28 protein-coding genes are annotated in these 26,968 nt (G+C 65.0%); 12 read left to right on the forward strand and 16 right to left on the reverse strand.

Features of this window, described 5'->3' with window-relative positions; translation table 11 throughout:
• Positions 1-180: 180 nt before the first annotated feature.
• Positions 181-2,529, forward strand: coding sequence for a multicopper oxidase domain-containing protein (locus R5O87_RS18905; RefSeq protein ID WP_410555892.1), 2,349 nt, complete (start codon positions 181-183; stop codon positions 2,527-2,529).
• A gap of 62 nt (positions 2,530-2,591) precedes the next feature.
• Here the strand turns inward: R5O87_RS18905 and R5O87_RS18910 are convergent, their stop codons facing one another.
• Positions 2,592-3,671 carry a metallophosphoesterase family protein gene (locus R5O87_RS18910; protein WP_410555891.1) on the reverse strand — a complete coding sequence of 360 codons (1,080 nt, stop codon included), beginning with the start codon at positions 3,669-3,671 and terminating at the stop codon, positions 2,592-2,594.
• 155 nt (positions 3,672-3,826) lie between these two features.
• Positions 3,827-4,339: a VOC family protein gene (locus R5O87_RS18915; RefSeq protein ID WP_410555890.1), complete on the reverse strand. Its 513-nt coding sequence runs from the start codon at positions 4,337-4,339 to the stop codon at positions 3,827-3,829.
• A 65-nt stretch (positions 4,340-4,404) separates the two neighbouring features.
• Here R5O87_RS18915 and R5O87_RS18920 point away from each other — a divergent pair, with 65 nt between their 5' ends.
• Positions 4,405-5,202, forward strand: coding sequence for an AraC family transcriptional regulator (locus tag R5O87_RS18920; RefSeq protein ID WP_410555889.1), 798 nt, complete (start codon positions 4,405-4,407; stop codon positions 5,200-5,202).
• Between the two features lies 1 nt (position 5,203).
• Entirely contained in the window at positions 5,204-5,695 is a 492-nt protein-coding gene (locus R5O87_RS18925) for a DUF3592 domain-containing protein (RefSeq protein WP_462836336.1), read from the forward strand.
• A 15-nt stretch (positions 5,696-5,710) separates the two neighbouring features.
• On the opposite strand, the gene R5O87_RS18930 is transcribed toward R5O87_RS18925, so the two are convergent.
• Complete coding sequence (locus R5O87_RS18930) at positions 5,711-6,628, reverse strand: LysR family transcriptional regulator (RefSeq protein WP_410555887.1); 918 nt, start codon at positions 6,626-6,628, stop codon at positions 5,711-5,713.
• A 72-nt stretch (positions 6,629-6,700) separates the two neighbouring features.
• On the opposite strand from R5O87_RS18930, the gene R5O87_RS18935 reads away from it, so the two are divergent.
• The gene (locus tag R5O87_RS18935; protein WP_410555886.1) at positions 6,701-7,948 is read left to right on the forward strand and encodes an MFS transporter; all 1,248 of its coding nucleotides are present in this window, start codon (positions 6,701-6,703) and stop codon (positions 7,946-7,948) included.
• Positions 7,949-8,139: 191 nt separating this feature from the next.
• Here the strand turns inward: R5O87_RS18935 and R5O87_RS18940 are convergent, their stop codons facing one another.
• A complete protein-coding gene (locus R5O87_RS18940) occupies positions 8,140-8,469 on the reverse strand; it encodes a hypothetical protein (protein ID WP_410555885.1) in 330 nt (109 codons plus the stop codon).
• Positions 8,470-8,644: 175 nt separating this feature from the next.
• On the opposite strand from R5O87_RS18940, the gene R5O87_RS18945 reads away from it, so the two are divergent.
• A complete protein-coding gene (locus R5O87_RS18945) occupies positions 8,645-8,935 on the forward strand; it encodes an antibiotic biosynthesis monooxygenase family protein (protein ID WP_410555884.1) in 291 nt (96 codons plus the stop codon).
• A 102-nt stretch (positions 8,936-9,037) separates the two neighbouring features.
• Here the strand turns inward: R5O87_RS18945 and R5O87_RS18950 are convergent, their stop codons facing one another.
• From R5O87_RS18950 to R5O87_RS18980, 7 genes are all read right to left on the reverse strand, one after another.
• Positions 9,038-11,236: an acyltransferase family protein gene (locus R5O87_RS18950; protein WP_410555883.1), complete on the reverse strand. Its 2,199-nt coding sequence runs from the start codon at positions 11,234-11,236 to the stop codon at positions 9,038-9,040.
• Between the two features lie 114 nt (positions 11,237-11,350).
• Positions 11,351-11,743, reverse strand: a complete 393-nt coding sequence (locus tag R5O87_RS18955) for a VOC family protein (RefSeq protein ID WP_410555882.1) — start codon at positions 11,741-11,743, stop codon at positions 11,351-11,353.
• The gene (locus tag R5O87_RS18960) at positions 11,740-12,027 is read right to left on the reverse strand and encodes an ArsR/SmtB family transcription factor (RefSeq protein ID WP_410555880.1); all 288 of its coding nucleotides are present in this window, start codon (positions 12,025-12,027) and stop codon (positions 11,740-11,742) included. The genes R5O87_RS18955 and R5O87_RS18960 overlap by 4 nt, the downstream gene beginning before the upstream one ends.
• Before the next feature lie 32 nt (positions 12,028-12,059).
• Positions 12,060-12,677, reverse strand: coding sequence for a DedA family protein (locus tag R5O87_RS18965; RefSeq protein WP_410555879.1), 618 nt, complete (start codon positions 12,675-12,677; stop codon positions 12,060-12,062).
• Positions 12,678-12,747: 70 nt separating this feature from the next.
• Positions 12,748-13,731 carry a sensor histidine kinase gene (locus tag R5O87_RS18970; RefSeq protein WP_410555877.1) on the reverse strand — a complete coding sequence of 328 codons (984 nt, stop codon included), beginning with the start codon at positions 13,729-13,731 and terminating at the stop codon, positions 12,748-12,750.
• Positions 13,728-14,399 carry a response regulator transcription factor gene (locus R5O87_RS18975; protein ID WP_410555875.1) on the reverse strand — a complete coding sequence of 224 codons (672 nt, stop codon included), beginning with the start codon at positions 14,397-14,399 and terminating at the stop codon, positions 13,728-13,730. The genes R5O87_RS18970 and R5O87_RS18975 overlap by 4 nt, the downstream gene beginning before the upstream one ends.
• Before the next feature lie 50 nt (positions 14,400-14,449).
• Positions 14,450-15,193, reverse strand: a complete 744-nt coding sequence (locus R5O87_RS18980; RefSeq protein WP_410555873.1) for a phosphatase PAP2 family protein — start codon at positions 15,191-15,193, stop codon at positions 14,450-14,452.
• A 699-nt stretch (positions 15,194-15,892) separates the two neighbouring features.
• On the opposite strand from R5O87_RS18980, the gene R5O87_RS18985 reads away from it, so the two are divergent.
• From R5O87_RS18985 to R5O87_RS18995, 3 genes are read left to right on the forward strand one after another with little or no spacing between them, the layout of a single operon-like run.
• Complete coding sequence (locus tag R5O87_RS18985) at positions 15,893-17,320, forward strand: glycosyltransferase family 2 protein (RefSeq protein WP_410555872.1); 1,428 nt, start codon at positions 15,893-15,895, stop codon at positions 17,318-17,320.
• A 2-nt stretch (positions 17,321-17,322) separates the two neighbouring features.
• Positions 17,323-17,679 (forward strand): hypothetical protein, encoded by a 357-nt coding sequence (locus R5O87_RS18990; protein WP_410555871.1) that lies wholly within the window; start codon positions 17,323-17,325, stop codon positions 17,677-17,679.
• The gene (locus tag R5O87_RS18995; RefSeq protein WP_410555870.1) at positions 17,657-18,799 is read left to right on the forward strand and encodes a glycoside hydrolase family 26 protein; all 1,143 of its coding nucleotides are present in this window, start codon (positions 17,657-17,659) and stop codon (positions 18,797-18,799) included. The genes R5O87_RS18990 and R5O87_RS18995 overlap by 23 nt, the downstream gene beginning before the upstream one ends.
• 75 nt (positions 18,800-18,874) lie before the next feature.
• Here R5O87_RS18995 and R5O87_RS19000 read toward each other — a convergent pair whose 3' ends face one another.
• From R5O87_RS19000 to R5O87_RS19010, 3 genes are all read right to left on the reverse strand, one after another.
• On the reverse strand, positions 18,875-19,642 hold the full coding sequence (locus R5O87_RS19000) for a DUF6994 family protein (protein WP_462836337.1): 768 nt from the start codon (positions 19,640-19,642) through the stop codon (positions 18,875-18,877).
• A gap of 239 nt (positions 19,643-19,881) precedes the next feature.
• On the reverse strand, positions 19,882-20,673 hold the full coding sequence (locus tag R5O87_RS19005) for a glycoside hydrolase family 16 protein (RefSeq protein WP_410555868.1): 792 nt from the start codon (positions 20,671-20,673) through the stop codon (positions 19,882-19,884).
• A gap of 317 nt (positions 20,674-20,990) precedes the next feature.
• Positions 20,991-21,338: a sensor histidine kinase gene (locus tag R5O87_RS19010; protein WP_410555867.1), complete on the reverse strand. Its 348-nt coding sequence runs from the start codon at positions 21,336-21,338 to the stop codon at positions 20,991-20,993.
• Between the two features lie 87 nt (positions 21,339-21,425).
• Here R5O87_RS19010 and R5O87_RS19015 point away from each other — a divergent pair, with 87 nt between their 5' ends.
• Positions 21,426-21,626 carry a hypothetical protein gene (locus tag R5O87_RS19015; protein WP_410555866.1) on the forward strand — a complete coding sequence of 67 codons (201 nt, stop codon included), beginning with the start codon at positions 21,426-21,428 and terminating at the stop codon, positions 21,624-21,626.
• Between the two features lie 96 nt (positions 21,627-21,722).
• Here R5O87_RS19015 and R5O87_RS19020 read toward each other — a convergent pair whose 3' ends face one another.
• A complete protein-coding gene (locus tag R5O87_RS19020) occupies positions 21,723-22,262 on the reverse strand; it encodes an NUDIX hydrolase (protein ID WP_410555865.1) in 540 nt (179 codons plus the stop codon).
• Positions 22,263-23,303: 1,041 nt separating this feature from the next.
• Positions 23,304-23,852, reverse strand: a complete 549-nt coding sequence (locus R5O87_RS19025) for a hypothetical protein (RefSeq protein ID WP_410555864.1) — start codon at positions 23,850-23,852, stop codon at positions 23,304-23,306.
• Between the two features lie 809 nt (positions 23,853-24,661).
• On the opposite strand from R5O87_RS19025, the gene paaA reads away from it, so the two are divergent.
• From paaA to paaC, 3 genes are read left to right on the forward strand one after another with little or no spacing between them, the layout of a single operon-like run.
• Positions 24,662-25,675, forward strand: a complete 1,014-nt coding sequence (gene paaA, locus R5O87_RS19030) for a 1,2-phenylacetyl-CoA epoxidase subunit PaaA (RefSeq protein ID WP_410555863.1) — start codon at positions 24,662-24,664, stop codon at positions 25,673-25,675.
• Complete coding sequence (paaB, locus tag R5O87_RS19035; RefSeq protein ID WP_410555862.1) at positions 25,672-26,055, forward strand: 1,2-phenylacetyl-CoA epoxidase subunit PaaB; 384 nt, start codon at positions 25,672-25,674, stop codon at positions 26,053-26,055. The genes paaA and paaB overlap by 4 nt, the downstream gene beginning before the upstream one ends.
• Complete coding sequence (gene paaC / locus R5O87_RS19040) at positions 26,052-26,966, forward strand: 1,2-phenylacetyl-CoA epoxidase subunit PaaC (protein ID WP_410555861.1); 915 nt, start codon at positions 26,052-26,054, stop codon at positions 26,964-26,966. The genes paaB and paaC overlap by 4 nt, the downstream gene beginning before the upstream one ends.
• The last annotated feature ends 2 nt before the right edge of the window (positions 26,967-26,968 follow it).

Here is a 26,968-nt window from a genome sequence, read left to right on the forward strand (position 1 = left end):
GGCAGGCACTGCCATGCCTGCAGGTGCCGTATGTCAGAACATGCCCTCTTCCCGAAGGAACCGCAAGTTTTCCCTAGGCTGCTCCGTGCAACATCGAGCACTGTCTGAAATCGCAATTGGGGGCGACATGGACCTGTGTTTCTCATCCGATTCCGGCCTCCAATACACAGGAGGTCGGCAATGGCGGTACTGGATGTCCACGTCAACGACGGGTTCGTTCCGATGGTTGATGGGTCGCTGGTTTACCACCGTGGTTTCGGAGACCGGCGCACCGCGGTCAACGATCCCGCACCCGCGCTGGCGATGACGCCGCGGGTCATCACCGCCAACGGGCGGGTGGTGACCAGCCGGACCTACCCACTAGGCGCGGCGCTGCCCCCGCACGGGAGACCGACACCGCTGCGGCCGGACTCTGCTTTCACACGGCAGTTCCTTGCCCGGCGGGGCTACTGGGCCAGCTTCTTTCCGCCGCGGACCCTGATCGCCGAGACGGGGAGCACCATCGAAATCACGGTGCACAACAACCTGGCGCAGCCGCACGAGATCCGGTTCCACCGTGCCGGACCTGGCGGCGCCGACATCGGCTCCGGCCCGGTGGCGCCGGGAAAAGCGAAACTGCTGCGCTTTCCTGCGCCCTTGCCCGGGACGTACGTATATACAGATCCCGGCAACCAGCCGGTAGAACGCGTCCTGGGCCTGTATGGAGCGCTGGTGGTGATCGATCCACGCAACGCATGGCGGCTGGCCCCGGGCGCGGCTGAATTCGAACGCCAGTGGCTATGGCTGTGCCACGACGTTGACTCCAACTGGGCCCGCATCGCTTCAAGAGGACAGACCGTCGACCCGCTGGCCATCCCCGCGGTGCCGAATTACTTCACCATCAACGGGTTTTCGGGCTTTCAGTCGCTGGCCGTCACCGCCGACCTGGAGTTCAATGACCGGCGGCATCAGGACACGCTGCCGTCGGGCCATCCGCGCGAAACCGACGTGCGCAACTTCAGCGCCTCACCGTCGGCCGGGGCCGTCCGTACAGGTCACCTGATGCGGATGCTAAACGCCGGCGTCGTGGACCACCAGTTGCATTACCACGGCAACCACGTGTGGACGGTGCGGGCGAACGGCATCGACTTTCCACGGTCTAACGGCCGGGTCTCGCCGCAGGGCGATGTGCAGCTCCAACAGTGGGAGGACACCGTCCAGCTGCAACCGCTGGAACGGAAAGAGGCGATCCTTCCAGTCCGGCGGCCGCCGGACACGGTTGACCAGGTATGGAACTCCAGGAACGAGGACTGGACCTACCCCATGCATTGCCACGCCGAACCGTCCCAGACCGCCCGCGGCGGCTTGTATCCGGGCGGCCTCGTGGCGGACTGGGTGCTGGCCGGCCAGCCGGTCCCCAGCGAAGGCACCCCGCCGACGGCTGCGGACCCGCACCACACCTTCCGGAGCCAGGTGGACTTCTCGTCGGACCAGCCCCACGAGGGCAGCCCGAAAACAGAGTTCCCGCTCAGGCCGGACGTCTTCCTTGAGATGGATTTCTTCAACAGGAAGTTCGTGTTTCCGGACCGCTCCGAACACGAGATGTGGACCTTCGAAGGCAACAAGTTTGGCCGGCAGATCCCCGGGACCACGGTGCGGATGCAGGAGGGGCAGCTGTTTCAGGCCACCCTTAAGCCGAACAAGAGGGTCCACACCATCCACTGGCACGGCATCGAGCCGGATCCGCGGAACGACGGCGTGGGGCACACGTCCTTCGAGGTTTCAGGGCACTACACGTACCAGTGGAGGACGGATGTGGCCGAACGGGGCAACCCCAACCGCGGTGCCGCGGGGACCTACTTCTACCACTGCCATGTCAACACCCCGCTGCACGTGCAGATGGGCATGTTCGGCCCGCTCGTCGTCGATCCCCGGCCCAACCCTGCGTTACCCGCGCCGGCCGGGACCCGCCGTCACTCGTTTGAGGGGCCGCTTTATGACGTGGCCACGGAAACCCTGATCGCACCGTACTCCCTTGATCCCCGGTGGCATGAACTGAACCACGCCGCGGGACTTAATGGTGAGGATGTGGGACTAAACCGCTTCGAGCCCCGGCATTTCTTTCTCATCGGCGGCAACATCCCTAACCGGCCGAGGGGTGATGACAGGGTCTGGGCCATCTCCCAGATGCGGGCCAACGTTGTCCGGAATGGCAGATATCCCACGCTGGTGCGCATGTTGAACGTGGACTACTTCCCCACAGTCACAACCATCACGGACGCCGCAGGCAGACCGGCCAGGATCGCCGAGCTGATTGCCCACGACGGCCGGCCCTTCTGGAACACGCCGAACCCCGCGGGTCCTGCGGTGCAGCCGTCGATGGCCGGGCAGCCGCTGCTGACCAACATCATCAAGTCAGGTGCCGCGGAGAAGTTCGACTTCCTGCTGCATCCTCCGGCCCCGGGGAAATACACCATCAGCATCCGGTTCCTGCACTGGATCACGTCCGCGGTACTCGCCACCCGCACCGTCACAGTCACCGCCGCCTAACCGGGACCAGTGCCGGCTGACCGGGCCAGGCTTGCCCCTAAGGGCAGGCCTGGCGGAGGTTCCTATTTCGGTGCTGGCCGCGTCCCTGCGTCCCTGCTCGACCCGGACGTTGGAACGAAGGTCCAGCCGAACGAACCGTCGTCCCGGAGGGTCATCCGAAGGAAACCGTGCGTGTCGCTGAACCGCTTCACGATATACGGCGGACTGCTGGTGAACGACCGGAGCCCCATGCCTCCGGTGGAGACCTGGAATGCTGTGATCCCGTCACCCACGCACTGGTCGGCGTTGTTCACCGGACATGAGCGTTCGTAGTTGTGCTGTGACCCGGACAGGGTGAACCGCACCCGGTGCTTCCACATCACGTCGATCCACGGTTTGAGCTCGGCGGACCGGCTGTGTCCGCCGGTGTCCGACGTGAAGTAGGGGTCGTGGTGCGCCACCGCCAGGTGCTTGCCTGCCGCCCTGGCGGCGGCGAGGTCCTTGTCCAGCCAGGCCGTTATGGCCTGGGCCTGTGCCGGGTTGTACCGCCATTGCGCGGACGACAGGAACGCGATGTGCCACTTCCCGAAGTCCTTCGAGTAGGGTGTCCCGTTCCCGATTAGCCCGCGCTGCTGGTTGATCGCAGCCTTCGCGGGGGCACCCGGGCACTGGCCGTTCATAAAGTTGTCGAGGTCTTCGTTCCGTCCGGGTTGCCAGTCATGGTTGGGTGCGGACACCCAGTACAACTTGGATTTCGTGCCGCCCCAAAGCCGCGTCCAGTACTTCACGTAGTCATTGCAGTACGCGGTGTCGTACTGGAAATCCCCGAGCCCCAGGAATGCGTCAATCTGGTTGGTGCGCACCAGCGCGGAAATGACCGTGCCGTTGCGGCCGGAGGGGCTGTCCAATGCCCAGTTGTTCGGGCCGTTCATGTCACCGACGGCCGCGATCCTCACGCCGCCCGCCCGGGCTGCGGTCTCGGCGGGTGAAGGGAGGGGTGCGGTCTCGGCGGGTGCCGGCAGGGTTGGCGCCGCGGCCGTCGTCGTTGGTTGCGGGTCCTCCCCGGCGGGGCTCCCGCCGCCGGCAGCGAGGGCGACGGCCCAGAGGCCGGCGGCGCCCAGGAGGACCGCGGACGCTCCAGCCACAACACGTTTGCGGCGCATGGGGTGCGAGCCTCCCTTCGCGGGGGGTGCCGTGTCCTGCTTCGGGACGATTGGGGGGCCGGCGGCCATCGCCGGCCCATCCAATCGTCAGTCCCCGTCCTTGGAATAATCATGAGGCATGGGGGGGCTCCCGCGTCAGGGCAGAGTTCCGGGGATCAGCCCTGCTGCGCCGCCCATTCCTCGACCCGGCGGTTGCTTTCCTCCTCGGAGAGGTCTTCCACGCGGGTCATGATGGACCAGCGGACGCCGAAGGGGTCCCTGATGCTGGCGTACCGGTCGCCGGAGACGAACGTGGTCAGGGGCTCCCGGAGCGTGGCGCCTGCCTGTTCGGCACGCTGCACCAGGGCGTCCGCGTCCGCGCAGTAGAGGCCCAGGGAGTAGCAGTCGTTTTCACCCTCCGGCGCCGGAACCAGGTGGTAGTCGGGGTTGGGTTCGCCGAGCTGGAGGTGGCCGTTGCCGAAGTCGAGTTCCGCGTGGACCACCACCCCGCGCATCTCTGTGGAACCGACCACGCGGGCGCCGAACACGTCCTTGTAGAAGGCGATGGCTTCCCGTGCGCTGGTCACGGCGAGGAACGGCGTGAGGCTCGTCAGGCCGTTCGGAATCCCGTGGGTGGTGTGCTCTCCGTGGGCGGCCGTGGTGGATTCGGTGCTTGTAGTATCTGTCATGTCTATGACGCTACGTGCCCCGCCAGCGGCGGCGCTTGGAGATTCGCGACAGTGTGAGGGGACCGATGGAGAGTTCGTTCAAGGGGATCCTGTACCCGGCCCGGCTTCCCACTTTCCACCGCCTTCCGGCGCCGGCGTCCGTGGCGGACCTGGTCCAGTGGTTCTGGATTCCCGAGTGGGACATCGAGCCCGGCCGCACGTCCCGCCAGCACCTGATCGCGTACCCCGGGTCCAACCTCGTGGTGCAGCTTCATGGCGTGGTCTTCTCCGGCCCCACCACCCGGGCCGCCCACCAGGACCTGGCCGGACGGGGCTGGGCGGTCGGTGCGCTGCTGCGCCCGGCGGCCGTGCCGCTGTTCACCGACGATCCGTCGAGCCTGCAGGACACCGAGGTGGCCGTGGCCGCTGACGGGCTCCACCGTTCCGTCGCGGAGGCCATGAACACGTACGACGGCGGTACCCGCCGTGAGCGGGCAGTGGATGCCTTTGCCGGGTGGCTGGCTTGTTTTGCGGAGCCTGAGGTGTCCGAGGAGGCGCTGCTGGCCAACCGGCTGATGGACGTGATCGGTTCGGACGCATCGGTAATCAGGGTGGAGGACGCGGCGTCTGAATTGGCGGTTTCGCAACGGACCCTGCAGCGGGTGGCCAGGAAATACATCGGCCTCAGCCCTGCCGCGCTGATCCGCCGTCGACGGCTTCAGGATGCTGCCGAGCGGACCCGGCAGGATCCGTCGGCGGATCTGGCAGCGATAGCTGCCGAGCTGGGATACGCCGACCACGCCCACCTGACGAATGACTTCCAGAAGTACCTCGGTTTCACGCCGAGTACGTACCGGCGGGCGGTGGCCGGGGATGGATCCTAGAATGGACGCCGTGAGTTCCCCGGATGCCGCTGAAAACCGCAAGCCCGTAACACGGCTGGGCCGCGCCGTGCAGATGGTGCTGGTCCTTGTCATGGTCCTGGCGGGGCCGGTGATGATTGGTGTCGGTTCCCGGATGGCGGACGTGCATGACGAGATTGCGCGGACGGGTGTGCACACCACCGGAACCATCGTTGACTTCAACGACGCCAGGAGGGCGTCGCAGCGGGACATCAGGGTGAGGTACACGTCGGCGGACGGGACGGCCCGCGTGACCTCGGCCACCGTGGACCACCGCCAGCAGCCGGCGGAGGGCGGGGTGGTGACGGTGGCGTACCGCGAGCAGGAGCCCGGAAAGGCCGTCGTGCTCGGCTACGAGAGCGACGGCGTCACCGTGCGGGGAATCGGCACCATCCTGACGATGATTTTCATCCCCATCGTTCTCCTCCTCGTATTTACGAAGCGGGGCAAGAGGCCCGGAAACAAGCTCGGCTAGCCGCGGCTGGCGTGGTTAGGGTTTCCACTCGGGTGCGAACATCGAGGCGACCCTCGCCTCGATCAGCTCCAGTGCAGCCATGATGGTTGGCTGCTTGCGGGCACCCATCCGGGTGAGGCTGAGGATGCGGCGGGACGGCTGGGTCCTGCCGCTCAGCGGCACCCTGGTCACCTCCCAGTCGCCGTGGATGCGCGCCATCCTGGGTATCAGGCACACTCCAAAGCCGTACGCGATCAAGGCCAGGCCGGTGTCCCATTCGTCGGCGTAGTGGGCGATGTTTGGCGAGAATCCCGCTGACAGGCAGGCCGAGACCAGCAGCGGGTGGTAGGGGCTGTCCGGGCGGCCGACAATCCATGACTCTTCGGCGGCATCGGCGAGCGTGACGCGCGGCCGGTGCGCCAGGGGGTGGTCCTTCGGAACCACCAAATCGAGCGGGTCATCGAGCAGGCGGCGCTGGTCGAACCGGTGGTCGGTCAGGGCAGGAACGTCGGCGGTGGCCGTGAGCAGTGCAAGGTCAGCTTCCCCCGTCAGCAGCAGGTTCGTGCAGCGGGCCGGCTCGGCTTCGATCACCCTGACGTCCAAGCCGGGAAAGGCGTCGCGCACCCCGGCGGCGGCCGGGGGCAGCAGGTAGTTCGCCGCGGTCGAGAACCCGCACAGCGTGAAGGTGCCGCGGTGGGTGTCGGTCGCCAGGTCGGCGTAGGCCCGCTCCGCCTGGGCGAAGAGGATCTCGGCGTGCCGCAGCACCACCTTGGCCTGCTCGGTCAGCCGGATCCCCCGCCCCTCGGCAGCCAGCAGCGGTACCCCGAGGTCGCCGGCGAGTTGGCGCAGCTGGTGCGAGACCGCCGAGGGCGTGTAGTTCAGCGCCTCTGCCGCGGCCGTCACGGTGCCGTGCTGGGCGACGAGCTGCAGCACCCGTAGCCGCGGATCAATCATGAAATAACCGTACACAATAGTGGGGAAAAACCTTCGCTTGTCCTCAACGGTGAGTGCGCAAAGACTGGTGCCATGACAACTCAGATCGCAGCCCGCGCAAAGTCCCTCCCGCTGGACAGGGACATCGCCACGGCGATCGGGCTGCTGGTGGTGGTCACTGCCGGTGCGTACATACCGAGTCCGATGTACCCGGTCTATCAGCAGCTCTTCGGCTTCAGCGACCTGGTCATGACGTTGATCTACGCGACCTTCGCCACCGTCAGTGCACCGGCGCTGCTGCTGTTCGGTCCGGCGTCGGACGCGCTCGGCAAGAGGTTCGTGATCCTCATGTGCATTGCCCTCTCCGCGGTCGGCGCCTTGTGCTTTCTCTTCGCGACCGGCCCGGCCTGGCTGCTCATCGCCCGTGTGGCGCAGGGCCTCTCCATCGCTGCGGCCACCGCAGCGGGCTTGGCGCTCATTGTCGAGCGGACCGCGCCGGAGCGGCGGGCGTGGGCCTCTGTCATTGCCACCGTGGCCTTCGTTGGCGGGTCCGTGATCGGTACGCTGGCGTCCGGCGTCATCGTCGAGTATGCGCCATTCCCGCGGTACTCGCCGTATGTGCTCCTCATCGTGTTGCTGGCCGTCGGGTGGGTCAGGGCCTCGCGCATCGAATCGTTCCCCACCATGCCGCTTCGTGCCTGGCGCCCGGTCAGGCCTCAGGTGCCCCGCGAGATCCGCACGAAATTCATCCTGGCCGCGGCGTCAGGGTCGGCCGCCTGGATTGCCATGACTCTGTTTCTCTCCGTAATTCCAGCCCTCCTCGCGCGTTCGGCCGGCGTCACCAGCCCGATAGTCAGCGCAGGCGTGCTGGCCGCGATGCTCACGTGCTCGCTGCTGACGCAGTTGTTCGCCGTGCGTGTGTCGGCCGCGAAGATGCAGCTGGCCGGGCTGGGTGCGCTCACCTTCGGTTTCGTCGGGCTTGCTTACGACGGCGGCGGATCGCTGGTGCCGACCATGGTGTGCGCTGTTCTCTCGGGCCTCGGGAACGGCCTCGCGTACGCCGGCGCCACTGCCTCGATCGACAGGGTGACCACCGACGGGAACCGCGGCGCAGTGAACGCGGCGCTCTACCTCTTCTTCTACCTGGCGACGGGTGCGCCGCCAATCGCCGTCGGACTGCTCACCGCCTGGATCCCGCTTGGCACCGCGCTCTCCTGGATCAGCTGGTTCGGTGCCGTCGTTGCGGCGCTGACCATCGCGGCAATAATCATTTCCGGACTTAATTCCCGGGGCTGCGCCGAGGGGTCCGGGTGCGGTGCCGGCGGGACCGCGGTCGCCTGAGATTTCCCTCAAAACGAAGGCATCGGGTCCGGGGCGAACTCCTCGGACCCGGTGCCATACCGGCTTCAGCGCTGGCAGGTGCATTAGCCGGCAAACCCAGTGTCACTGGAGCAGCTTGGGAAAACCTTGGAAGAGTGGGGGTGGCCCCACCGCGGTCAGCAAGACACGCTGGTCATCGGCGCCGTCCCCGCTCAGCGACTGGACTTTGGCAGGGCCTTCCGGTACCACCTGATCCATACGAACAGATAGATCCCGAGCATTGCCAGGATCCCTCCCGCTGCCAGCACTCGAACGTCCAGCTGGTTGTGCAGTTCCTCGTAGCCAGGGTGGCCGAAGGCGACCTCTCCGGACATGAGCAATCCGGCTATCAGCGCGATGTCCGATCCGAAGGTGATCAGCGTGGTGAGTAAGGGCCAACATACGATGAAAGTGACCAGCCAAAACGTCCAGTGGACCCGCCGGCGCAGCCGGGTCCGGTGGAGGCGTCCTGCTTCAGTGTCGGCGGTGGTTTCTGTGGACATTCTTGTTTCCCCCAAGTGATGTGGGGCTGGTGGCCCCGTGACTGCTGAGGCTTATCCTTGCAGATCGCTGCGGCTGTACTCGCCACGGGTGGGCAGGAACGATTTTGACTGGGGCCGGACACAGCGAAATGGGGTACCGTCGTTGCCGACCAGCCCCACCCATGAAAGGAACGCCATGTCCGTTGTAAAGATCAATGCAATCCACGTCCCCGAAGGTAAGGGGCCCGAGCTCGAGCAGCGTTTCGCCGGCCGCGCGCACGCCGTCGACGGGCAGCCCGGATTCGAAGGCTTCCAGCTGCTCCGCCCCGTCAAGGGCGAAGACCGCTACTTTGTGGTCACCACCTGGGCCACCGAGGAGGACTTCCAGAACTGGCGGACCGGCAAGGCCGGCGAAGCGCACGGCGGTGACCGCTCAGCCGTGGCAACGGGGGCGGATCTCCTCGAGTTCGAAGTCGTCCAATTCTGACCCACCCCTTCAAAAAACCGACGGCGGCCCTTCCGTGTGGAAGGGCCGCCGTCGTGGTTTCAGGGAAACGTTGGTCAGTGTCATCCACGACCGAACCTGTATTTACTTGGTGGCGAGCGCTTCGGTCAGCACGGGCGCAAGTGACTTTGAATAGGCAGCCGTGAGGTGCGCCCCGTCTGCGTGCATGGGCGACGTTCCGGCGAAAGCGGGGCAGTTCCCGGCGACGCAGAACCATCCCACGGTATCCACGTAGTGAACGTTCGGCTGCGCGGCAGGGGCAAGCGCCGATCGCCCGGCGGCCGTCATGTCCAGTGAGAGCTGCTGCACCTTTGACGCGCAGTCCGCGGGCGTGCTGATCTTCGTGGCGCACTCAGCGAACTTGCGGCCGCGTGGAGGCGGGTCAAGCACGAAAACCTGTTTGGCCGAGGCGGAAAGTTCCGTGTACAGGTTTTTGGACGCGTCGGTCCACTCGCCGGCCGCTGCATCGCCTGTTGCTCCGCTGGAGAGGCGTACCAACGTTCCCGTTGAGCTGGAAGCGATCACCATGTCAGGCTTCATGGCCTTTATCTGCTGAAGGGCCCACGTGCGGAAAGGGGCGCACTTGGGGTGTGCCGCTTTGGAGGATTTGATCACGTCGACCGCCGCGGCCGGGCACTGCTGCATGGTGTAAACAAGGACCCTGTATCCCTGCGGTTCGAGGGCGGCGCGTACGCCTGGGACGTAGCTGATGGCCACCGAGTCGCCGAGGACCACTGCCGTCTTCTTGGCCGCCGGGTCTCCGTAGACGCAGCGGGCCGCATTTTCTGCCGGGTCGTCCAGGGCGCCCCGCTCGTCGGCCAGGCATCCGTCCTCGACCCATTCAGGCGCCTTCGCTTCGTTGCCCAGGGTATCGATCGCCGGCGTAAGCTCCGGCCAATGGGACGCCGAGAGAGCAAGGGTGAGCTCCTGGCTCAGCTTTCCTGAGGGCGTGTTTGCGACAGCAGCGGAGGAAGCGCCCGGTGCCACGACCGGGCGCCCAGCAGCCGGTGCGGTGCCCGGGGCCTTCGCCAGGGTTAAGCTCACGACGATGGCGGCGACCAGGGCCAGAGCAGTGAGCACTCCGAAGGCCAGCCGGGCCGGGGCCTTGTGCGGCGCCTTGGCAGCCTTGGCTGCCTTGGGTTCAAGCCATTGCGAGTGCCTGACCGGCTCTTCAATGAAGTGATAGGACCATGCTGACAGCGCCAAAGTGAGGGCCAACGCAACGGTGTGGTCCACGGGGCCGTTCGATGGCCTGAGGGCTCCCAGCAGAATGATTACGGGGAAGTGCCACAGGTACAGGGAATATGAGATGTCGCCCAGGTAGCGGGAGACCCGGTTTGTCAGCGGAGCGAGCAGCCGCTGTTCCCCTCCGGTCCCTGCGGCGATGACGGCCATGGTTGAGAGGACCGGCACCGCTGCCCACGGACCGGGGAAGGTCAATTCCGGTGTCATGGCGAAGGCGCCGAGGACGATTCCTGCGAGGCCGAGGTAGGCCAAGGCGGGCCGGATGCGGTCCGGGATGCGCAGGAGAACCGGGGCGAGGACGGCTAACAGGCCGCCGCAGCCGAGCTCCCAGGCACGGGAAAACGTTGAGAAGTACGCGACGGTGGGTGCAGCGGAGCTTTCCCACATGGCGAAGGCAAACGATGCTGCGACCACGGCAAGCATGGCCAGGCCCAGTGAACGACGCCGGGCCCCGGGAGACGAAAGGCCTCGCCTGGCGGCTCCCCACCCGAGCATGAGCGCGATCAGCCATGGCCAGACGAGGTAGAACTGTTCCTCGACGGCCAGCGACCAGTAGTGCTGCAGCGGGGACACTGCCCCTCCGGCCTGCATGTAGTCAGTACCGACAATGGCCAGGTGCCAGTTGGCCGCAGACAGGAACGCCCACAGGCCGTCCTGGGCAATGTCCGCGAAGCGCGCGGTGGAGAACACGGCCCATGACGCGGCGATCGACAGGACGATGACCACCGAGGCCAGCGGCAGGATCCGCCGCGCCCGGCGCCGGTAGAAGTCCGCGAAGGAGACCCTGCCGTTTTTTCCATGCTCCCGGAGCAGGCTGGCAGTGATCACGAAACCGGAGATCACGAAGAAGACATCGACGCCGATGAAGCCGCCGGTGGGATAAGCCAGCAGGTGGTCCGCAATAACCAGGACAACCGCCAGGGCGCGAAGGCCCTGGATGTCGTAGCGCTTGCGGCTGCCGGGTTTGTCCGTCCTTCTGGGCGAGAAATCCGCTTGGAGCTGAGCTGCCCGGCCTACCGGCACGCGGGCATGAGTCATGGACAAGAGAATTCCCCCAAATGAGACCGACGGTGGTCCCATTTTACCCGCCGGGCTTTACCCGCTGAGCGGCGGCTCCCGGCTCAGCCAGATCCGCCGGCGCCGCGGCGCGGCTCAGGCGGGGCCGAGGAGCTGGATGAGGTTGCCGCAGGTGTCGTCCAGCACCGCGATCGTTAGGTCACCCTGCACCCCGGGCGGCTGGACGAACACGACGCCGCGCTCGGACAGCTCGCGGTGCGCGTCCTCGACGTCGTCCACCCGGAAGGACGCCACAGGGATGCCGTCCTCGGCAAGGGCGCGCTGGTACTCCTGCGCCGCCGGGTGGGCGTTCGGCTCCAGCAGCAGCTCGACGCCGTCCGTATCGTCCGGCCCGACGACCGTCAGCCAGCGGTACTCGCCCAGCGGCACATCGTGCTTCAGGACGAAGCCGAGGTGCTGGGTGTAGAAGTCCAGCGCTTTCGCCTGGTCGTCGACGAATACGCTCATGACGTGGATGCGCGGTTTCATGGTGTCTCCTGTCCTGGGATCAGCCAGCGGTCCAGCAGTGACCGCAGCGGCGAGGTGTCGAGGTGGTGCAGCTTTGTCCGTCCGGCCCGTTCCGTCCGCACCAGTCCGGCCGACTCAAGCACTGCCAGATGCTGCGACACGGCCTGCCGCGTGAGCGTTGAGCCGTGCCCTGTGAGCAGCCGAGTGCACAGCTCGAACAGCGTCATGCCGTCCCGGGCCGCGAGCTCATCGAGGATGATGCGGCGCGTGGGGTCTCCGATCGCACGGAACACCTCATCGCTCATGCCGCCATCATATGCAAGTGCTCACTTGCCTTTCAAGAGGCGGTGTCACGGTTCCTCCGCGCCGCGCGGACGCGCCACACCACTGCGCCAACAAGGGCAACAACCACGACGACGGCCGTGATGTCCCGTCCGACGGTTTTGGCCACCGCCTCGTACGAGTTGCCGGCGAGGTAGCCGAGGAGCACAAACCCGACGCCCCACGCCAGTCCGCCGGCCGCATTGAAGGCCAGGAACCGGGGATAGTGCATGCGGGAAATGCCGGCCAGGGCAGGCATCACCGCACGGAAGAAGGCGATGAAGCGGCCCAGGAACACCGCTGAGCCGCCGCGCCGGCGCAGGAAGTCCTGTGCCTTGTCCAGCTTCCTTCGGTGGCGTTTCAATCCTCTGCTGTCCAGCAGCTTCGGGCCAGCGTGTTTGCCCACCTCGTATCCGAAGGTGTCGCCGATGACCGCGGCCAGGACCACCAGGCCCATCATGAGGCCCAGCTGCACCTGGCCCCGGCTCGCCACCACGCCGCCGAGCACCGCGGCTGTTTCACCGGGTATGACGAACCCGATGAACAGGGCGTCCTCGGCGAACACCAGCAGGGCCACCAGCGTATAGGCGAGCAGGGGACTGACGCCCAGAATGCCGTCGATGAATCCGCTCACGCCACCGCCTCCGTCCTGGTTGAGCCGTCCTGGTTGAGCCGTCCTGGTTGAGTCGTTCCGGCTGGGTCTTCTACGCAGCCGGCAGTTCCAGGCTGAGGACTGTTCCCTCGGGCCCTGTTTCGGCCACCGTCACGTCTCCGCCATGGCGCAGGGCGGCATCCTTCACCAGTGCCAGTCCGATTCCGTAGCTGGTCCGTGCCGGGTTGTGCCAGGCCGGCCTTCCGCGCGCGAAGCGCTCAAAGACGCGGCCGGGCTCGATCCCGATGATTCCAGGTCCGGTGTCCCGGACCATGATCCGGACGTTCCGTCCGGCGGCCGAAACAGTGACGCCGATCCGGCCGGACTCGGGGGTGTGTGACATGGCATTCTCCACGAGCGCTGTGACCATCCGCCGCAGCAGGTGCGCGGGAATCCGCACGTGCGGCGGTCCCGCCGCCCCGTCGGCAACCGTGCAGTCCAGCCCGATGCGTGCCTCCTCCGCCAGGAGCCGCAGATCGTCCGTCACGGCAGCAACCAGCGCGGCCACGTTCAAAGGTTCCAGATGCTCGGCGGACGGTGGAGCAGACATCAGCAGGAGGTCGTCCACCAGTTCCGCGAGTCCGGCGCTGTCCTGGCGGAGCCGGTCCAGCGTCCCGGCGGCCGGGCTGTCCGGCCCGGCCTTGCGCTGCGCGAGCTGGAGCCGGGCGTCGAGCACTGCCAGCGGAGTCCGCAGTTCGTGGCTGGCGTCCTGGACGAAACGCCGCTGCGCCGCCAGTGCCTCGCCGAGCGGTTTCACGGCACGCCGTGCGCTGACCAGGCCGGCGGCTGCCGCCAGCATCACACCGAGCACGCCGCCGAGGATCAGCGCCAGCAGGCCGTCGGCTTCGTCGATGTAGATCCGGCCGGCTCCGGCAGGGTGCTGCACCAGTTCGGCGGGCTGGGAACGGTAGAGCGCGAACAGCACCAGCGCCAGGATCACGACGGCGACGCACGCCGCGCACACGAGCGCAATCTGGGCGCTGACCTTGCGGGCGGCGGTCCGGAGGATCAGCCTGTCGGCGTCCGGCGCCGTCACGACGGATCCCCCAGCTGGTAGCCCGTGCCGTGCACGGTGCGGATGATGTCCCGGCCCGCCTTCCGGCGCAGGTAGTGGACGTAGGTGTCGACGGCGCCCGGCTGGTCCGCCGCCGAGAAAACCTTGCCGAGCAGCTCGGCCCGGGAGAAAACCCGCTCCGGCTCGGCTGCCAGGACCTCAAGCAGCGACCCCTCCCGCGGGGAAAGCGATACGCGGTCGCCGTAAGGCGACAGCAGGAGCCGGGCATCGGCGTCGTACGTCCAGTCCCCGAGCGGCACGGTCCGCAGCGGAGTATGGAAGGTGCGGGTCAGGGCGCGGAGCCGGGCGGCCAGCTCGGCGGCGTCGAACGGCTTCACCAGGTAGTCATTGGCGCCGGCGTCCAGGCCGTCCACCTTGTCCTGCACGGTGCCGAGGGCCGTGAGGATCAGCACCGGGGCGGTCACGCCCTTGGCCCGCAGCGCGGTGACCAGCGCTGCGCCGTCCAGCAGGGGGAGCCCGCGGTCCACCACCAGGGCATCCCACTCGCGCGTGAGTCCGAGGTGCAGCCCCTGCTGGCCGTCCCGGGCCAGGGTCACGTCGAAGTCGTCCCCGATGAGCTCGGCGATGAGGGGCCCGAGCTGCCGGTCATCCTCCACCAGGAGCACCTGCTTCTTCCGGTTCGCGTCCATGACTGCCATTCTGTCCCAATCCCTCGACGTGCTGTGTCCGACAGGTCCGGTCAGGACGCCGGCGCAGGCACGGGGCCCAGCCGGGCTAGGAACGGCAGGCGGGCGAGCACCGCCAGCCCGTACCTGTTCCACAGGCCCGTGAAGAAGGAGGCTCCGGTCAGGGAGGTAAGGAACGACGCCGTAACGTCAGTGGGGTAGTGAACGCCAAGATAGACGCGGGACAGGGCAACAGTGACGGCTACCGCCGTCCCCGCCACCAGGACGGGCCATTGCCAGCGGGTGCCCCGGGCGAGCAGGAACAGTGCGATGACCAGGGCCACGGCAAGGGCGGTATGTCCGCTGGGGAAGCTGTCCGTGCCGGGTTCGGGGGTGATGGGGTCGAAGAGCGCCGCGGAGTCGGGCCGGTGCCGGGCGACAACCAGTTTAAAGAGTTCGCTGCTGACCCAGGAGCCGGCCGCCACCACCCCCGTGGCAAACGCATTCACCGGACTCCGGCGGACCAGGAGCAGGAACAGGCAGATCCCGGCGATGATCACCACGCCGGCCACGGGGCTGAATACGACGTTGATGAGCAGCGCAACCGCCGTCCGCGGCGGCGTGTGGTGATGGCTCAGGGTGGCATCGACCGACAGGTCGGCCGCAGTGAAGGCGGGGGTGGAGCGCATGGTCCACCCGGCGGCCACAATCAGGACGGCAAGCACCAGCGGCTGCGTGATCCAGTGCCGCAGCTGCGGCAGCCTGGCCAGCCGTGTGCGTTCCGCTGTGATCCGTTTTGCTGTTTCCGGCGTGCCCACTGGCCAACCCTTCCGTCATGCCGGCAGGGCCTGCGCCTGCCTTATTCCAGTGTGGGAGCCGGGTGCCAAGAAAGTTCCAAGAATCTGCTGCGGGGCCGCCGCATGGTTCGGCGTGCGGGCTGGGAGTCGTTCGCCGGGTCCGGCGCAAGGCTGGGGGATGCGTTCCCGGACCCGGCGATCTGAAGCTGCGGTTAGCGGCTACCTGTGCTTCAGTGACACGTTCACTCTGTAGCCGGCACGTTATGAAATGCGGGGTCTACCTGAGAGCCGGAGCCCAAGTAAACCCCCCGTTTGAGGGGGCCGGCGCTTGGCTCCAAGGTTTTCCCAAGCTCCGGCAAAACAGGTAGTCGGTCCGGCCGCCAACGCGGGCACTCCCGGATGCGTGTGTTTTTCGCTCCGAAACCAAGTGGAGGCGGTCCGGATTCAGGTAGTGATTACTGGTGCGGGCCCCCGTTCCCGTTCCCTAAGGTGAAATGCATCGAGGACGCTCTTCCGGGTGGTGGATACGGGGGGAGGTCCAAGACGACGTTCACTGCCGGCGCGCAGGCTGTGGCGAAGTCCTGGGTCTTTCGGCTTCTGCCATTGCTTTAGCCCAAGAGCGGATGCGTTCCCAGCAGCCGGCGGCCATCCGGCGGGAGATGCAGCTGAATGCCTCGCGGTGCCCCAAAACGCTGCCAAGTCAATGGAACGGTCTCTCCCATGCCCAATTCGATGAACTTTGTCCTGCCCATTCTCGGTCCAATTTTGTTCGTCGGTGTCTCGATCATCGGCGTCCGGATGGCCCTGTACTGGTGGAGTTTTCTTTTCCGGTGGAAGCGCTACCGGCGCCGCACCCCGGTCTCCAACCGGGATCTCCGCGCCCTTGACGTCCCCTTCGTCAAGATCCAGATCACCACCCGCGGGTCCGCGGGCAGTACCGAAGTCATCACGCGCGGAATCCGCAACGTGGCTGACCTGGTCCGTGAGGACCCCGCCTTTTACGGCCGCCTCCTTTCCGTGGAGGTTGTGACCGAATCCGCGGAGCAGTCGCACGCTCTCCGGAATGCCTTTGACGGCTCACCGATCCAGGTCGATACGCTCGTGATCCCCGGGGATTATGAGACGCCGAACGGCACCAGGCTCAAGGCCCGCGGCCTGCACTACGTGGTGGAGCAGCGGCGCAAGTCGTGGAACCGCAAACCGGGACGCACCTTCATCGTCCACTACGACGAGGAAAGCGTGATGGTCCCGGGCGAGCTGCGTAAGCTCATCCATTGCCTCGCCACCACGGACAAGAAAATCCTCGAAGGCCCCATCTATTACCCGCTCGAATACCTGAATGCCAGCCCGCTCTGCCGGGGCATGGAAGCCAACCGCCCGATCGGGTGCTACGAATGCCGCCACGTCATGGAAACCGGCGTCCCGCTGCACCTGCACGGTTCCAACCTCGTGATCGACGAATCGCTGGAAAACGAGATCGGATGGGACATCGGGTGCCTGGAGGGACAGCCCTTCATTGCCGAGGACTACGTGTTCGGCATGAAGGCCTTCACCAGCTGCGGCAAGGAGGTGTTCGGCTGGCACGGGTGCGTCATGCTCGAACAGCCGCCCTTTTCCGTCCGGAGCGCATTCAAGCAGCGCTACCGCTGGATCTTCGGTGTCCTTCAGGGCATGCATTCCCTGACCGGAAGTCCGCTGTTCGTCCTGCTGCCTTGGGCCACAAAAGTCAGTTTGGTCTGGGGCACCCGCTACCGGGTGGGGACCTTCGCCCTGGGCGCCGTCGTCGGGGTTCTCTCTGCCATTGTCTTCCCGGCATTCCTCGCCAACGCCCTGGAGTCGCTGCTCGCCAACGGCGAGCCCCCGCTGCCCGCGCCGGGCAGCGCATGGCTGGCCACGGTGGGTGTCATGTGGATGGGCTCGGTCTTTATCGGAGCCTGGCACAACGTGGCCGACTCGGGCATGAACAGGTGGGCCCGCGGGGGCGAAATATCGCTGGCCGTCCTGCTGGCGCCTGTTGCCGGTCTCATCGAAAGCTCGGCGGCTCTCTGGGCAGTCCTCCAATGGACCGCGGGCAGGCGGGACGTTCACTGGGTGCCCACCCCCAAGACCAAGCAAGCGGACCTTCAGAGCACCAGGAGCGGTGAGTAGCCATGGAGCGAGCCTCAGCAGTGGCGGTACCCGCCAACCAGGCCATCGAGGAGCAAATCCTCCTCACCGGCAGCCACGTCCAGCCACCCCTCGTGGTTGCCAATCTGGTCATCCATTCGGCCGAGCGCCGGGCCCATCGGGCAACCAAGGTCAGGTGCGCCGCCTTCATGCTCGCCGCCCTGGTGGCGGTGGCAGCCTACATCCTCGTCCCCCTTGCGCTGGCACTGCATGCCGCGGTGCATCCGGTCCCGGTGGTACTGGTGATCTCCGGTGCGGTCCTGGCCGAACTCGCGCTCGTCGTCACATGCATCATTCTGAAAACAGAAGGAAACCGCCATGCGGCAGCCGAGGATCTTTAGGAACTTGGCGTTCCTGATGGTTGCCGTTGCCCTGACTGCGGGCGGCCTCACGGCCCGTCTCGTCGAAACGCCGCAGCGGTTCCCGGTGCCCGCCGACGGCAAAACATACTTCGGAGTCCAGCTTGATTCCGAATTCGATACGGTGGCCGGCTACGCCTCCCGCCTCGGTTCAACACCGGCCCTGTACGGGCGCTACGTCGATTTTCCCCTGAGCACCGCGGAGGAAGGGCAGGTCACTGAACAGGTTCAGGAACTCGCTGACCACCACTCGTCCTTCATGCTCACCCTGGAACCGAGAAAGGGACTTGCCGCCGTCACCCCCGAGGCCCTGACGGCACTGACCCGGTTGCTGACGGATTGGAACCAGAAGGGCGTGCCGGTCATGGTCCGTTTCGGCCACGAGATGAACGGTGCCTGGTATTCATGGGGCCAGCAGCCTGCGGCCTACATTGACAAGTTCCGGCAGGTGGCGGCGGCTGTCCACAAGGCCCCGTCGTCGGCCATGCTCTGGTCTCCGAACGAAGGCGCCGGTTATCCCTACGAGGGAGGGCCGTATGAGGCCCGCCCCGGCAGCCCCGACTTTCCGGCACTGGACACCAACCACGACGGCAGACTCACCTCGAAGGACGATCCGTACGCGCCCTACTGGCCCGGGGACGACGCCGTGGACTGGGTGGGAATTACCCTCTACCACTTCGGCAAGGCCTACCCCTGGGGAGAGAACACCGTCCCGGAGCGGGGAAAACTGGCCGCCAAAATCACCGGAACCTTCAAAAGCGCCTATACCGACGACACCGACGTCCCGGACTTCTACAAGGACTATGCGGACGGGCACAACAAGCCTTTTGCGATTTCAGAGACAGGGGCCTTTTACAACACGTCACGCAGCGACGGGGCCACAGAGCTGGCGATCAAGGAGGCCTGGTGGAGCCAACTTTTCGACCCCGGCCTGCAGCGGAGGTTCCCGCGCCTAAAAATGGCGCTCTGGTTTGAGTACTCGAAAACCGAAAACCAGCCCGGAAGCCCTGTGGTTGACTGGCCGACGACAATGACGCCGCAGATCAGGGATCGGTTCACCCGTGCCATTCCTGACCGGTTCCTCATGGCACCGGTGGGATGAACCCGCGTCGTGTGACGCCGGCTCCCACCTGACGTCAATCGGCCGCATTGAGTCATTAAGGATGCCGGCGTCGCTTCACTGAGTGCTGAAAGCAGCGATCCGCGCGTTCCGTGCAGCCACGAACTCGAGGCTCGACTGCCTGTAAGGCAGATACTCAGCGAGGGTAGTTGGTACTGCAGGAGTCGTGAAGTCGGAAAACGGCAACAGGAACCGGACGGCGCCGTAATCGTCTGTGACCAGATCCTGGAGCAGGAAGAAGTCCACGTAGCCCCGGAAGTTGCCAAACAAGTCGAAGAAGTCGGCGTACAGCGCCAACGTTTCGCTCAGTGGGCTGGCCTCGCGGAGATAGTGCCGCCGGATGCACTCGAGAGTCAGATCGAAGCGGTCGGCGATGCGGGGGTGGGTACCGCGGCGCTGATTGATCGTCTGCTTGTTGTTGATCCTGTTCCCGGGGAAAACCATCATCCCGCCGATCGTGTAGCCCTGGCGGCTGAAGGCCTCCTGCTCTGCCTCCGGAATCTGCGCCATGATTGTGGCGGCCCCTACGTGCCGGCTGAATGTCCGGATGATCGCGTCGCTCGACAGGAAGAATTCGCCCAGTTCGGATTTGTGATGGAGGTACCTGCGTGGGTTGCTTGTGTCCAGATCGAACAGGGCGCCGTTGTGCAGAGGCTTGCCCCAAAGCTGTCGATGGTAACGGCGGAGGGTGGGGCTGGCAGCATCCGGATCTTTGCCTTTTGGCGTGTCTGAGCGAAAGTCGAACGTAACGTCGATGTCGACCGGTTCCGTCACGCTGTCACCGCGGAGGCTGGCGAGGTTGGGCACTGCGGATGCTGGACTCATGTACGATTTCCCCCTTTGTCACCGTCGGCTGAGGAGCAGCCGGACGAACTACCGGTGAGAATATACGACGCCGAATGGCGGCACCAGCGGCCACGTCTCGGAGTTCTGGACGGCAACAAATAAGCAGCCTTACGATTGAGGTGCGTTGTGGAGCCTTTGGGCTCCAGGGGGCAGCCCAATTGGGGGAGGCCTCGAACGCCGCCTGGCGGCCCTGCGGATTATCCCCGGGGCCGCCAGTGTCACCTGTAAACGCGGACCCAGTCGATCTGCATCCAGCTGGGTTTGGTGGCTGTTCCGTTGGGGAACCAGTCCAGCTGGAGCGTTTGGTGCATTGCAGCCGGCGGCAGCTGCGCCTTGTTGGTGTCCGTGAACCACAGGACGCCGTCGATGTATCCGGTGATCCCGGCGGAATTCCACTGGACGGCGTAGTTGTGCCATTGGGTGGTGTCCACCTTGCGTGCTGCCTGGGCCTGGTAGGGATGAGGGCCGGGGCAGGCGTAGTGCAGGTTGAATTTGACCAGGGTGGTGTCCGTGAGCGACTCGGCGTAGTCCACCTCGGGGCATGTGGTCACGCCGGTGTTGGCGTTGGGCCACAGGAGCAGGACCGGGTGGTACTTCGGGTCGCGGACGCTGGTTCTCATGCGGACTTCCCACCGGCCGTATTTTTGCATCGCGAATTTGGCCGCCATTCCGCCTGTGGTGCCGTACGCATTGCCGGTCACGGTCGCCACGCCGTTGGCGACGTTCCAGGCCTTGGGGCTGCGGATTCCCTTGCCCGCGTGGCCGGCGCCGTTGTAGACCGTCCACTTCAGGGCGCTGGGTGCACCGGTGTAGGAGAACTCGTCCCCTGCAACCACTGCACCCCAGCCCCGCAGGACTGCTGCCTGGACGCCGGACGAGGTGGCCACGGCCAGAACCGGGCCCAGGGCCGGCGTTGGCTCCGTCGGGTGCCCGGTCACGGTCAGGGCAGCCGCGGCCAGTGCCACTACCGCCACGGACGTCACGGTGGCGGCCAGCTTTCGCTTCAACATCGAACTCTCCTCTGCTGTGGCCCGGCATCCCCGATGCTGGGCAGTGGGTGAGGAGACGCCGGGCCGACGCATCGCGGGAGTGAGGCCGGGCCGGCGCTCCTGTCCCAGTGAGTCGGTGTGCGGGCCGCCAGGCCCGGGACGCGACCACTCTGGCACGCCGGCCTTGGGAAATTCCCGTGCGCACCCGCTGCGGGCCACCAGTTAAGGGGGTAACTGGCAGTGAGCTCTTGGAAGGAGCGGTCCCGCTCACGCCACCGTCTCCGTTCCGGCTGAGATTCCGGCTAAGTCCTTCCGGCCGGGTCTTCTATACGAGCGTTCTACGCGGATGGCAGTTCCAGGCTGAGGACTGTTCCCTCGGGCCCTGTTTCGGCCACCGTCACGTCTTCTCCGTGGCGCAGGGCGGCGTCCTTTACCAGTGCCAGTCCGATTCCGTAGCTGGTCCGTGCCGGGTTGTGCCAGGCCGGCCTTCCGCGCGCGAAGCGCTCAAAGACGCGGCCGGGCTCGATCCCGATGATTCCAGGGCCGGTGTCCCGGACCATGATCCGGACGTTCTGGCCGGCGGCCGCAACAGTGACGCCGATCCGTCCGGACTCCGGGGTGTGCGACATGGCATTCTCCACGAGTGCCGTGACCATCCGCCGCAGCAGGTGCGGGGGAATGCGCACGTGAGGCGGTTTCCGCCGTGCCCACTGGCTAACCCTTCCGCTACGCCGGCAGGGCCTGCGCCTGCCTTCTTCCAGTGTGGAAGGCGGGTGCCAAGAAATCTCCAAGCATATGCTGCGGAACGAGATGAGCTCTACAGGCTCGCCAACCCGGTCCTCGGGGTAGTTTCGGGCGAGGTCAGCCTGCGTGAGGACGCCCACCAAGTCGTGCCCGTCCATGACCTGCAGTCAGCGGACCTGGTGGTTCTGCATGGTGGCGCCAACGTCGAAGTCCAACGCCGCCGGTCGTGATTTTCACGTGCTGTGCCTCGGCAAACGCTGAATTACGCCCCTGCGGGAACTTAGTGCCGCGAGCTGATTTGTGGTCCGGCCTTTCCGGATATGGGATTAAGCAGATCGCTGGAGACGTAGTAGGGCCAAGGCGGCGATCGTAAATCCGTCCTCGATCTCTCCAGCTCGAATCATCTCTTCGACACGGCTTTCGGGCAACCAATGAACGGATTCGACTTCCACTGAGTCCTCCGGCTCGCCCTCAATCCCAACGACGGGTGCCTCAACTACGGCAACTCGAGCGCTTTGGATTCCTGAGTCTGGCGTGAGGTATCCGAGGACGTTGAGCTTGATGGCATCGACCCCAAGCTCTTCGCGCAGTTCGCGCCTCGCAGTGTCCTCTATGCTTACTCCCTGGGAAAAGCCTCGTGGAAGGCCTAACTCGAGCTTCCGAAGCGCGTAACGAAACGTCCGCACTAAGCCAATTCGTCCTTCGTTGAGTGGAATGAGCACAACGGCCGTGCCGGCTACGGCGGAATCCAACCTCACGTATGTTCCTGGCGACCCGTCAGGGAACTGAACCACGTCATCGTACACCTTGACAAATCTGTTCTCGTACACGAGCCGCTCAGCTATGCATCGAATTTCATGGCTCATTTGGCTAACCTCGTTATGCTGACTAATTCATCAGCATCTTTCCTGTGGGCCTACAATTCTGGGAGTCCGTCCTCCATAGTATGCGTAAACGTCTTGAGACGCCGAGGCAGACCACACTTTGAATACGTGCCGCCGCAAGTTGAGCAGCTGGCGTCGGAAGAAGAAGTGTCCTTCTAGGCGAACAAGGCGGTGACGCCGAGGGCCGAATACCAGAGAATTTGCATGACGGGAACTAGACTCCACCTGGATAGCCGAGATGCCGTGTAGCGCTGTGGGTTTTTTGTATGAACTAGTGCGAACAAGGCGAAAGAGCCTATGGCGCCGCCTACTAAGAGCAGTGGGGAAAAAACCTGCAAGGCTGTGAAGGTGGTTGTTAGTAGGGCGGTGGTCATGGCCAGACCATTGGCCAGAGCGCCGGCCTCGTCGAATAACTGTCCCACTCTGGCGACCAGAACCTCGGAGAAAAGCTCCCAAGGAAGACAAGATCTTACAGTACGCGGCGGGCGAAGTCCCCTCGCCAGAGACTGTTCACCCGTTGTCAGGTATCCGGTGAGTGTGTGGAGCGCTATCACCTGTCCAACCCACGAGGCGCCTGCGATGAGCGCAGAGATGAAGAATGGTAGCGACGCGGTTAAATGCTCTTCCACTAGACCTTTCGGCATTCGAACTGGTATGGTCCCTTGTCTTTGTATCCTGTGGCACCGTCTAGCGGCTCCCAACGAGTGGCAATCGTGAGTTGGTGACTTCTAGCGGTTGGACAGGCGCCAGGAACATGTTGAAGTGTCGCGTAATCATGGAACTTATAGGACTTCATAGGACTCGACGTGTCGTCCGTTTGGAAGGCAACCTTCCATTTGTCCTTAGCGTCTGTCCCCAAATACTCCAATCGAGCATCCGTATGTCTGCTGATCACCGTGGTTGACATGGCGAGAGGGTATACCCGAATGACGTCTAGATGATGAGTGGCAGCCCGTTGATCATAACTGGATGTAACTATCAGGTGATTAGGAGCATTGACGTTCCGCTTGAAGGATCTCATGCTCAATCAGCCACCAGATCGCCATTGGAACCTGAGGTCCCACTAGTTCGTCGATGAGGGTACGCCGCTACGAGTTCGTCAAAGTTGGACATGAGAACGGAATTGTTTGTTCCTACCCCTTCGGTCCCGAGTTCACGGACGAGGCCGGATGCCAGATCATCGTCGATGATGGTCGACAACAGGCAGCACTCGTGTACTGGAATTTTCCCCGAATCGGACTCTCCGACGTTCGACCTCCACGTAAAAGCGAACTCTTCCGAATCTAGGCGGAAAAACGTCACATCTGATAGCCCTCTACGTGCGGCCGCTAAGGCTTCGGTCCAATCACCTTCGGTTATGCTGCCGAAACGGTCAATTACGATACCTAGTTTGAACTCAACTTTGCTCCTCATGGTGTTCAGCATTTTGTCCACCATCGAACCAAATGGAAGCGCACTAGACCAAAGAAGGCCAATACTTTCAGTTCCTTGTTCGCATTGGATGTACTCACCATTCTTCAGAGTGACTATCCTGCCGCTGCGATCGTTGATTGAGTAGCTGCGAATGGTCATCTGGACCTCATTTTTTAGCAGGTGGGGAAAATTTCGCCTAGCCAGTGTGGTGGCACTGGTGGCAGTGAGTGGAACAACTTGCACCAAATGCTGGACCTTCTTAACCTGACCCAGCCAAGCGTTCTCCGTGCTTGACCCGTAGACTGCGTTGCCAATTCCGCGTAGTCCCATGGACCAAAGCACCCGCTTGCAGTTCCCAGAGATGCCAGCTGAACTTTTGATTTGAATCGCTACAAAATCACCCGTCAAGCGTAGCCGCCGCGGGGATGGCCGTCGAGGGCTCAGTTTGCGCTTGGCGGGACTGATCGATTTAGTCGGACGAGCGACGGCGGCCATGCTCATGAGCCAAAAATTCCTTTTGCTTCGACGATTGGATCTCGTAATTCCAGGCCAGCTGCTTGACCAAATCTGAAGTCAAATCTTCCCAACATGATGCATTCTGGTCAATGCTCGCCCAAAAACTACGCAGGTCCTCTGGATTCCTCTTAGGTGACAAGCTCGATCCGGCGTAAGTTCCGCTGGAACCTATTGTGCGGCCTTAAGCTTGGAAACTCCCGGTCTTGCGGTGTGTGTTGTAGGCGGTGGACGCCAAAATGTTTGCAACTGATAGGGGCTGAGCGCCCCTTCGGGATGCCTAATGGCGTCCCCAGCCACGGGCTTGAGGATCATGAAAGGACAAGCCACGCTGTGGCGCACAGTCATAGTTCAGGCTACGTGGCCGTTGCTTGACGCCCTTCGCCGCTTCCGCATATCCTGAACGAACGGTCGGTAAATAATCCGAGTACGGACGTGAATGCATAGGAGCAACCATGGCAGCGCAGAACCTGCAGTCAGTGCCTGACCAGCCGGCGGCCGCCGCTGAAGGCGGCGAGAAGGGCCTGGAGGCCGAGGGCCAGGCGTATTTTGACCGCGTGATCTCCGAGGATTCCCGGATTGAGCCGCGCGACTGGATGCCGGCCGCCTACCGCAAGACCCTCCTGCGCCAGATCTCGCAGCACGCGCACTCGGAGATCATCGGCATGCAGCCGGAGGCCAACTGGATCACCCGAGCCCCCAGCCTGAAGCGCAAGGCCATCCTCATGGCCAAGGTCCAGGACGAGGCCGGCCACGGGCTCTACCTCTACTCGGCCGCCGAAACCCTTGGCCAGACCAGGGACCAGATGATGGACGACCTCATCGCCGGCAAGGCCCGCTACTCCTCGATCTTCAACTACCCGGCCCTTACCTGGGCGGATATGGGCGCCATCGGCTGGCTGGTCGACGGCGCCGCGATCTGCAACCAGGTGCCGCTGTGCCGCGCCTCGTACGGCCCCTACGGCCGGGCCATGGTGCGCATCTGCAAGGAAGAGTCCTTCCACCAGCGCCAGGGCTTCGAGATCCTGCTGGAACTCTCCAACGGGACGCCCGCGCAGAAGCAGATGGCCCAGGACGCGGTGAACCGCTGGTACGCCCCGGCACTGATGATGTTCGGCCCGCCGGACGACGATTCCCCCAACTCCAAGCAGTCCATGGCCTGGAACATCAAGCGCTTCAGCAACGATGAGCTGCGCTCGCGGTTCGTCGGCATGATGGTGGAGCAGGTCCGGGTTCTGGGCCTCACGCTCCCGGACAGCGAGGTCCGCTTCAACGAGGACACCAAGAAGTGGGAGCACGGTCCGCTGGACTGGAACGAATTCAAGGAAGTTTTGGCTGGACGCGGTCCCTGCAACTCGCAGCGGCTTGAGCGCCGCCGGCAGGCGCACGACGACGGCGCCTGGGTCCGCGAGGCAGCCGCCGCTTATGCGGCAAAACAGGTTAACAAGCAGAAGGAATACGCAGCATGAGCCCCCACGGCAACCCGGAAGTACCGGCAAGCTCCGCCGGAGCAGTAGAAAGCTCGGCTGCCAAGGTGCCCGTCGCCTCGGAGACGGAGACCCCGCACCGCAGCGTCTGGCCTCTCTGGGAGGTCTTTGTCCGGTCCAGCCGCGGGCTGTCCCACGTGCACGCCGGGAGCCTGCACGCACCGGATGCCGCCATGGCCCTGCGCAACGCCCGGGACCTCTACACCCGCCGCAACGAGGGCGTGTCCATCTGGGTGGTCCCGGCGGACGCCATCGCCTCGAGCGACCCGGACGCCAAGGGCTCGTTCTTCGAGTCGCCGCAGGGCAAGGACTACCGGCACGCCACGTACTACACCAAGAGCGAGGGAGTGAAGCACCTGTGACGGCTCCGGAAACGCAAGAAACAACAGGCCACGGCGACATCTCTGTCGGCGTCGCGGGCGCAGGTGCCAGCGGCGACGGAAGCGCCAGCGCCACCCGCATCACACCGGGCAATGCGCTACGCCCGGAGGACATCGCGCTCGAGGTCCGCACCGGCCTGGCCAAGCCCACCGAGGACGTGGCCGAGTACGCTTTGCGCCTGGGCGACGACGCGCTGATCCTCGCCCAGCGGCTGGGCCACTGGATCTCCCGCGCCCCGGAGCTGGAGGAGGACGTGGCCCTGGGCAACATCGCCCTGGACCAGCTGGGCCACGCCCGGAGCTTCCTCAGCTACGCCGGGGGAGCGTGGGAGAAGTCCGAGGACGACCTCGCCTACTTCCGCCGCGAGCACGAGTTCCGCTCCGCGCATCTGTTCGAGCAGCCCAACGGGGACTTCGCGGTCACCATCGCCCGGCAGTTCGTGGTGAGCTACTACCAGTTCGAGCTCTACCGCCGGCTCACCGAGTCCACGGACGCAACCCTCGCCGCCATTGCGGCCAAGGCCGTGAAGGAAGTGGACTACCACCGCGACCACAGCGCCCAGTGGGTCCTCCGCCTGGCCGGCGGCACGGACGAGTCCCGCCGCCGCATGATCAACGGCCTCAAGCTGATCTGGCCGTACGTGGGGGAGCTCTTCGTGGACGACGAGCTGACCACCCGCCTGGCCGAGGCCGGCGCCGCCGTCGAGCCCTCCAGCCTGCGGGCGGACTTTGACCGCCTCACCGGCGAGGTCCTGAAGGAAGCCGAGCTTGAGGTTCCGGACGTCCCGGCAGCGCCCGGCGGCGGCCGCCGCGGCCAGCACTCGGAACACCTGGGCTATGTCCTGGCCGAGATGCAGGTGCTGGCCCGGGAGCACCCCGGAGCGGGCTGGTGACC

It is taken from the genome of Arthrobacter globiformis (genome assembly GCF_046536215.2).
GTDB lineage: Bacteria > Actinomycetota > Actinomycetes > Actinomycetales > Micrococcaceae > Arthrobacter > Arthrobacter globiformis_E.